Source organism: Variovorax sp. 01N429 (assembly GCF_056399425.1).
Genome location: NZ_JBFTRG010000075.1, coordinates 1 through 546, shown reverse-complemented (window position 1 = coordinate 546; position 546 = coordinate 1). Strand labels below are relative to the sequence as shown.

Sequence of the window (546 nt, the reverse complement as noted above, 5' to 3'; positions counted from 1 at the left end):
GTCGTGAACACGCGGACCTTCAGGTCGTCGGCGTGCCCGGCGAACGTGAAGTCGATGTGCGCGCCCTCGGACCGGCCGATCCAGTTGCGCTGCATCAGCTTGACCGGCTCCGGCCAGTCCAGCTTGTCCAGGTCGTCGATCAGGCGGTCGGAGTACGCGGTGATCCGCATCATCCACTGCTTCAGGTTCCGCTTGAACACCGGGAAGTTGCCGCGCTCGCTGCGGCCTTCGGCGGTGACCTCCTCGTTGGCCAGCACGGTGCCCAGGCCCGGACACCAGTTGACCGGCGCCTCGGACAGGTAGGCCAGCCGGAACCCGTCGATCACCTTGGCCTGTTCGGCACGCGGCAGGTCCGCCCACACGCCGCCGCCGGGGACCGCGCGGGTGCCCTTCTCGAACTGCTCGACCAGGTCGGCGATCGGCCGGGCGCGGCCCTTGCCGCCGTCCGCCTCGGTGTCGTACCAGGAGTTCCGCAGCTGCAGGAAGATCCACTGCGTCCAGCGGTAGTACTGCGGGTCGATCGTGGAGATCGACCGGCGCGGGTCG

At 69.2% G+C, this 546-nt stretch carries 1 pseudogene; it reads right to left on the bottom strand.

Annotated elements, in window-relative coordinates:
- Positions 1 to 546 (bottom strand): annotated as a pseudogene (locus AC1DSF_RS30645) (hypothetical protein); the annotation flags it as partial.